The organism is Aeromonas sp. HMWF017, assembly GCF_003061465.1.
Taxonomy (GTDB): Bacteria; Pseudomonadota; Gammaproteobacteria; order Enterobacterales; family Aeromonadaceae; genus Aeromonas; species Aeromonas veronii.
In genome coordinates, this window is record NZ_QAJD01000005.1 from 31,835 (window position 1) to 37,464 (window position 5,630).

Annotated in this window: 4 protein-coding genes; 3 read left to right on the forward strand and 1 reads right to left on the reverse strand. The window is 62.2% G+C overall.

The genetic code is table 11. The features are described 5' to 3' along the window. From glgB to msrB, 3 genes are all read left to right on the forward strand, one after another. A partial coding sequence (glgB, locus tag DBR30_RS00535; protein ID WP_258224248.1) for a 1,4-alpha-glucan branching protein GlgB occupies positions 1–1,900 on the forward strand: 1,900 nt, incomplete at its 5' end. Further along, positions 1,900–4,056, forward strand: coding sequence for a glycogen debranching protein GlgX (gene glgX / locus DBR30_RS00540; RefSeq protein ID WP_108541056.1), 2,157 nt, complete (start codon positions 1,900–1,902; stop codon positions 4,054–4,056). The genes glgB and glgX, both read left to right, overlap by 1 nt. A 68-nt stretch (positions 4,057–4,124) precedes the next feature. Next, the gene (gene msrB, locus DBR30_RS00545) at positions 4,125–4,511 is read left to right on the forward strand and encodes a peptide-methionine (R)-S-oxide reductase MsrB (RefSeq protein WP_005343227.1); all 387 of its coding nucleotides are present in this window, start codon (positions 4,125–4,127) and stop codon (positions 4,509–4,511) included. 73 nt (positions 4,512–4,584) lie between these two features. Here msrB and chrA read toward each other — a convergent pair. After that, on the reverse strand, positions 4,585–5,630 hold a 1,046-nt coding region (gene chrA / locus DBR30_RS00550; protein ID WP_108541057.1), incomplete at its 5' end, for a chromate efflux transporter.

Sequence of the window (5,630 nt, forward strand, 5' to 3'; positions counted from 1 at the left end):
CTATCAGTTTCAGGATGCCGCCTGGGCAGGCCTGGCCGAACTGACCGCCCAGCCGGAAAACCTCTATCACACCCTTGGCGCCCAGCTGCGCACCGTGGAGCATCTTGGCCAGCAGGTGGAGGGGGTGCGTTTTGCGGTCTATGCGCCGAGCGCCACCGCCGTGAGCCTCATCGGCGATTTCAACTTCTGGGATGGCCGCCGCCACCCGATGCAGCGCAGCCTCTGCGGTCACTGGGTGTTGTTTGTGCCGGGCCTCAAGGCTGGGGATCGCTACAAGTTCGAGCTCAAGGATCCCATGGGCAACCGGCTGCCCCACAAGAGCGATCCGGTCGGCTTTTACTGCGAGCAGTATCCGTCGTTCGCCTCCGTGGTCTATGACCACGCCCAGTACCAGTGGCAGGATGCCGAGTGGATTGCCAGCCAGCACAACGATAAACGCGAGCAGCCGCTCTCCATCTATGAGCTGCACGTCGGCTCTTGGAAACGCCACCCCAACGGCGACAGCCTGAGCTGGCGCGAGCTGGCAGTGGAGCTGGTCGCCTACGTCAAGGAGATGGAGTACACCCACATCGAGCTGCTGCCTGTCTCCGAGCACCCCTTCAGCGGCTCCTGGGGCTACCAGCCGGTGGGTATGTTCTCCCCCACCAGCCGCTACGGCACCGCTGATGATTTCAAATACTTCGTCGACCAGTGCCACCAGGCCGGGATCGGCATCATTCTGGACTGGGTACCCGCCCACTTCCCGTCCGATGCCCACGGGCTGGCCCGTTTCGACGGTACCCCGCTCTATGAATATGAAGATCCGCGCCGTGGCTGGCACCCGGACTGGAACTCCTACATCTACGACTTTGGCCGCGACACAGTGCGCCAGTTCCTGGTGGCGAGCGCCCTGTTCTGGCTCGACAAGTTCCACATCGACGGCCTGCGGGTGGATGCGGTCGCCTCCATGCTCTATCTGGACTACTCCCGCAACGCCGGTGAGTGGGTACCGAACGTCGATGGCGGCAACCACAACTACGAGGCGATCAGTCTGCTCAAGTGGACCAACGAGGAGGTCTACGGCAAGTATCCCCACGCCATGACCATCGCCGAAGAGTCCACCGCCTTTGCCGGTGTCTCCCGCCCCACCTTCCTCGGCGGCCTCGGCTTTGGCTTCAAGTGGAATATGGGCTGGATGCACGACACCCTCACCTATATGCAGAAAGAACCGATCCACCGTCGCTACCACCACAACGACATGACCTTCTCCATGGTTTACCACTATGACGAGAACTTCATCCTGTCGCTCTCCCACGACGAAGTGGTGCACGGCAAGCACTCCATGCTCTACAAGATGCCGGGCGACGAGTGGCAGCAAGCCGCCAACCTGCGGGCCTACATGGGCTTCATGTACGCCCATCCGGGCAAGAAGCTCAATTTCATGGGCACCGAGATCGCCCAGAGCAACGAGTGGAACCACGACGCCCAGTTGCCGTGGCATCTGCTGCAATATCCCAAGCATGCCGGTCAGCAGCGGCTGATCCACGATCTCAACCACCTCTACCGTCATGAGCCTGCCTTGTATCAGGCCGATTATGAGCAGACCGGCTTCCGCTGGCTGGATCACAACGATGCCGACAACAGCATCTTTGCCTGGCTGCGGGCGGACAAAGAGGGCAAGCAGGCTATTGTGGTGGCTTGCAACTTCACCCCGGTGCCCCGTCTCGAATATCGGATCGGCGTCCCTGCGGCGGGCCACTATCGGGTGGTGCTCAACACCGACAGCGAGTATTACTGGGGCAGTAACTATGATGTAGGTCTGGTGTTCGCTGCCGAGCCGACCCCCTGGCAGGGGATGGCACACAGCATAGTGCTGGATCTGCCGCCGCTGGCGACCTTGTTTATCAAACAGGAGTCTTGATGCTTGTAATGGAAAAAGGGGTGGGCCACCCGCTGGGGGCCCGCCTTGACGAGAACGGTTGCCACTTCTGCGTCTGGGCCCCCCAGTCGGACAAGGTGGAGATCTGCCTGTACGACGAGCAGGAGCAGGAGCTGATGCGGCTGGAGCTGCCCGGCCGCCGTGGCCAGTATCGCTTTGGCTACGTGCGCGGCGTAAAGGCCGGTCAACGCTACGGCTATCGGGTCTATGGTACTCCGCAGGAGGGGATGCTGTTCGATCCTCAAAAACTGCTGATTGACCCCTACGCCAAGGCGCTCAGTCGTCCCACTTACTGGGATGAAGCCCTCTATCAGGGTGACAGTGCCGGGATGATTGCCAAGTCGGTGGTAGTGGATGACAGTTTTGACTGGCAAGGGGTTGGCAAACCCGGGATCAGCCCGGCCCGCACCATTATCTACGAGACCCACGTCAAGGGCTTTACCAAGCAGCACCCGGGGATCCCCAAAGCGCTGCAGGGCACCTACCTTGGCATCAGTCACCCGCTGGTCATCGAGCACATGAAGAGTCTCGGCATCACCTCGGTGCAACTGATGCCGGTGGCCGCCTTCATGTCGGAACCGCGACTGGAACAGCTGGGACTCACCAACTACTGGGGCTACAACCCCATTGCCTTCTTCGCCCCGGAGCCGCGTTACAGCACCCGAGCCGACGAGGCGGTGACCGAGTTCAAGACCATGGTGCGCGAGCTGCACCGGGCCGGGCTCGAGGTGATTCTGGATGTGGTCTACAACCACACTGCAGCCTCTGGCTTCGACGGTCCCACCCTCTCGTTCAAGGGCTTTGACAACGCCGGTTACTACGCCTTCGAAGCTGGTCCCCACGGCCCGGACTACACCCGTCACGCCAACGTGACCGGTTGTGGCAACAGCGTCAATCTGGATCACCCCAACACCCTGCGGCTGGTGCTCGATGCCCTGCGTTACTGGGTCACCGAGATGCAGGTGGATGGCTTCCGTTTCGATCTGGCGGTGACGCTGGCGCGGGAAGCGGGGGAGTTCGAGCCCATGGGCGCCTTCTTCAAAGCCGTGATGGCCGACCCAGTGCTGTCACAGGTCAAGCTCATCGCCGAACCCTGGGATATCGGTCCCTTCGGCTACCGGCTGGGTCAATTCCCGAGCCAGTGGCAGGAGATCAATGACCGCTACCGCGATACTGTGCGCGCCTTCTGGCGCGGTGATGCGGGCAAAATGGGGGACTTTGCCACCCGCTTGGTAGGCTCGCGGGATATCTTCCCGAAGAACTGGCGCTCCCCCCACACCAGCGTCAACTACCTCTGCTATCACGACGGTTTCACCCTGGAGGATCTGGTCTCCTACAACCAGCGCCACAATCAGGCCAACGGTGAAGACAATCGGGACGGCCACGGCAACAACCTCTCCTATAACCACGGGGTAGAGGGGCCGACTCTGGATCCGCGGGTCAACAGCTTGCGCCAGCAGCAGAAACGCAATCTGATTGCCACCCTGCTGCTCTCCCAAGGCACTCCCCACTTCCTCGCCGGGGACGAGATGGGCCGCAGCCAGCTTGGCAACAACAACGCCTACTGTCAGGACAACCAGATCAGCTGGGTCAACTGGCAGTGGCGACCGGAGGATGAGCGGCTGTTCGCCTTCACCCAGCAGATGATGGCGCTGCGGGCGGAGTCCTGCGTCTTCTCCAACCTGCAACTGAGCGACGACAGCTGGAATGGCACCCCGTCCAGCTGCCATCAGGTCAACTGGTATCACCCGGACGGCCACCAGCTCACCGATCAGGATTGGCACGCCCCCATGGGGCAGGCGTTCGCCATGGATATCGGCATGATCAACTGTGTCGGCGAGCGCTGGTACGTGCTGTTCAACGCCAGCGACTACGATATCCAGTTCCGCCTGCCGCCGCCGGGGGAAGGGCTGGAGTGGATCCAGACCATCGACACCGCCACCAACGATGGGCTGCCCTTCCTGCCCGATGACATCAAACGGCAGGTGGCGGTCGGCCGGGCCCACTCCCTCAAACTGCTGGAGCGGGTGGCGCTGGCCAGCACGGCGGAGGATGCCCAACCACCGCAGCAGGAAATTCTCCCTGCATCCGGTGAGGAGATGGTTGCCACCTCGATCACAGATACAGGCAAAGCATAACAGGCATGCTGGAGTCAACTTTACAGAGCCGCTATGCTGGGCGCCGGTATGGATGGCAAGGAGTCGGTATGAGCAGTAACAATCCGGAACAGTGGCGCAGCAAACTGACCGCAGAGCAGTTTCACGTCTGCTGGGAAAAGGGCACCGAGCGCCCCTACAGCGGCGCCCTGCTCCACAATCGCAAGAGCGGCGACTACCTCTGCGTCTGCTGCAAGAGCGTGCTGTTCCACTCGGATGCGAAGTTTGACTCCGGCTGCGGCTGGCCCTCGTTCGACAAGGCCATCGAGGGGACGGTGGAGTACACCGAGGACAACAGCCACGGCATGAAGCGAGTGGAGATCACCTGCCGCCAGTGCGGCTCTCACCTCGGTCACGTCTTCCCCGACGGACCGACCGAGACAGGCCAGCGCTACTGCGTCAACAGCCTGAGTCTGGATTTCGATCCCGACGCTTAAGCGGCTGACCCATTGCAATAAAAACGGCGCCTCCATCACGGAGGCGCCGTTTTTTATCGGGATTTCACCGGCTTCACGCCAGCAGGATAGCTGCCATCACCAACAGGGCCGCGATGGCCAGCACCGGCAACTTCAACACCCGCAGCAGATAAAAGCCGATGGCCGCCAGCGCCAGATCGGTCGGCGCCAGCACCGCGCTCTGCCACACCGGCTGATAGAGGGCCGCCAGCAACAAGCCCACTACGGCAGCATTGATGCCGGTGACAGCCCCCGCCAGACGGGGCCGGGCCAGCCACTGTTGCCAACAGGGGCCCACCGCCCAGAGCAGCAGAAAACCGGGTGCAAAGAGCGCCAGGGTCGCCAACAGGGCCCCGATCATCGGCATCTCGGGCTGCAACTGGGCGCCAAGATAGGTGGCGAGGGTGAACATGGGGCCCGGCACCAACTGGGCCAGGCTGTAACCGGTCAGAAACTGCTGCTCGTTGAGAGTGTGTCCCACGCTCTCTTGCAGCAGCGGCAACACCACATGGCCACCGCCAAACACCAGACTTCCGGCGCGATAGAAGTCGGCAACCAGCTGGCCAAGCGGACTACCGAGCAGCGGCAGACCGATAAAAAGGATGCCAAACAGCAGCAGGGTCGGCCAATGAGGCTGACAGCTGGCGGCAGAAGGCAGCTCGGCGGAGGCTGGCACACTACCCGCCCCGCGCTGGCTGCGGGCGCAGATCAGCGCCGCTCCAGCCAGCATCAACAGTTGAGTCATCAGACCAGGCTGCCACCAGAGTGCTGCAGCGGTCACCACCATAATCCCTTGGGTCACTCCAGTGGCACAGAACTGACGACTCATGGTGAGCACCGCATCGGCCACCACGATGAGCGCCAGCAGCTTGAGGCCGTGCAGCGCCGCATCAAGCCACAAATTGCTGCCCAGCTGACCGATACCGATCGCGGCCGCCAGTAGCAGCAGAAATGAGGGCAGCGTGAAGCCAACAAAAGCAGAGAGCGCCCCGCCCAGACCGGCGCGATGACGACCGATGGCGAAACCAAGCTGGCTGGAGGCGGGCCCCGGCAGCAGCTGGCACAGCGCCAGCAAGCGGGCAAATTCGGCCTGTGTCAGCC

Bases quoted from the DNA above. Each gene is read 5' to 3' on its own strand.
- msrB (WP_005343227.1), top strand. From the start codon at position 4,125: ATGAGCAGTAACAATCCGGAACAGTGGCGCAGCAAACTGACCGCAGAG.
- glgX (WP_108541056.1), top strand. From the start codon at position 1,900: ATGCTTGTAATGGAAAAAGGGGTGGGCCACCCGCTGGGGGCCCGCCTT.